The 1563-nt window shown below is 47.9% G+C and carries 3 protein-coding genes; all 3 read right to left on the minus strand.

Annotated elements, in window-relative coordinates; genetic code table 11:
• Nucleotides 1–130 (minus strand): SMR family transporter (locus tag ACOTYN_RS26275; RefSeq protein ID WP_032492237.1); only part of this gene is annotated, 130 nt, incomplete at its 3' end.
• 222 nt (nucleotides 131–352) lie between these two features.
• Nucleotides 353–805 (minus strand): NAD(+)--rifampin ADP-ribosyltransferase Arr-3, encoded by a 453-nt coding sequence (locus tag ACOTYN_RS26280; protein WP_001749986.1) that lies wholly within the window; start codon nucleotides 803–805, stop codon nucleotides 353–355.
• Between the two features lie 84 nt (nucleotides 806–889).
• On the minus strand, nucleotides 890–1522 hold the full coding sequence (locus tag ACOTYN_RS26285) for a type B-3 chloramphenicol O-acetyltransferase CatB3 (protein ID WP_000186237.1): 633 nt from the start codon (nucleotides 1520–1522) through the stop codon (nucleotides 890–892).
• Nucleotides 1523–1563: the final 41 nt, after the last annotated feature.

Consider the following 1563-nt stretch of genomic DNA (forward strand, 5'->3'; position numbering starts at 1 on the left):
ATGCGATGCCATAACCGATTATGACAACGGCGGAAGGGGCAAGCTTAGTAAAGCCCTCGCTAGATTTTAATGCGGATGTTGCGATTACTTCGCCAACTATTGCGATAACAAGAAAAAGCCAGCCTTTCATGATATATCTCCCAATTTGTGTAGGGCTTATTATGCACGCTTAAAAATAATAAAAGCAGACTTGACCTGATAGTTTGGCTGTGAGCAATTATGTGCTTAGTGCATCTAACGCCGCCATAAACGGCGACAGGGTGGCGCGCCTATTGCGCATAAAATGGCGAAGCCATGCGCAACAGGCGCGGAATCTCTGGCGTCCGGTTTGATGGCTTTGTTATGCAAAGGACTAGTCTTCAATGACGTGTAAACCACGGCGCTTTAAGTCCTCCAACGAATCCAACATTCCCCTTATTAATTCAACAGGATGCCCCTCCCAGTCTTCAACAACGCCAACAATTCTCAAGGGTTCGCAGGTTCTATAGGACTGTGTTGGATTACCGGGAAATCTTTTGTTCGTAAGATTCGGATCGTCTTCGAACGGTCCTGTTGGCTCAACTATGTATATGTAGCCGCGACCCTCGAGGCCAGACAGTGACATAGCAAGTTCAGCTCCCCAAACTGCTGGCTCCATCAAGGCTGAAAAGTAGATGTGCTTAAGAATACGACCGTCCTCGAAATGAGAGATGAACCCTGTGGTTAGCAAGTCACCAATCGCCAAATTGGCTTTGGTTCCATGATAGAACGGTCCTTGCACCTGCTTGTAATTATCATGAGAGATGGGAATCCAATCTTTTACCATTTTAAGACCCTTAATTGTTGGGATTTGGCTGCATAACGCCTGAAATAAGCCGTGCCGCGAAGCGGCATCGGCTTGATTGAATTGTTAGACGGCAAACTCGAGCCAATACTTGTGCAGGCCAACAATATTAGACGAGCACAGCATGGGCATTGCCGCTTTGATCTTCTCCAGTGACCAATTCCACCACTCCATCTCCAGAAGCAATGAAATTTCCTCATCGGTGAAGCGTTTCTTAATCTTCTTAGCGGGATTGCCGCCAACGATAGCGTAAGGCTCCACATCTTTTGTCACCAACGAGCGGCTGCCTATCACCGCACCGTGCCCGATCTTGATTCCGGGCATGACCATTGCCTCAGAGCCGATCCAAACGTCATTGCCAATGACAGTATTACCTGCTTTTTGGAAGGCATCGAGTGCGCTTGAGAATGCAGGTTCTTCCTGCATATAAAAGAACGGGAAAGATGATGCCCAGTCGTACCGATGCCCCTGATTGCCAGCCATGATAAAGGAAGCCCCACTCCCGATAGAGCAGAAACTACCGATGATCAACTTATCAACGTCATCACGGTCCGGAAACAGATACCGTGCGCAGTCATCGAATGAGTGCCCATGATAGTAGCCAGAGTAATAGCTGTACCGCCCAACTTTGATATTGGGGTTCTTCACTTGCTCAGAAAGCAGCTTGCCTTTGAAGGGGCTATCAAAGTAGTTGGTCATAAGAGATCCCGCGGTCTGTGACTTTGCCGTCTAACGTTTGA

This window comes from Enterobacter cloacae complex sp. IR5458 (genome assembly GCF_049238025.1).
Lineage (GTDB): Bacteria > Pseudomonadota > Gammaproteobacteria > Enterobacterales > Enterobacteriaceae > Enterobacter > Enterobacter kobei.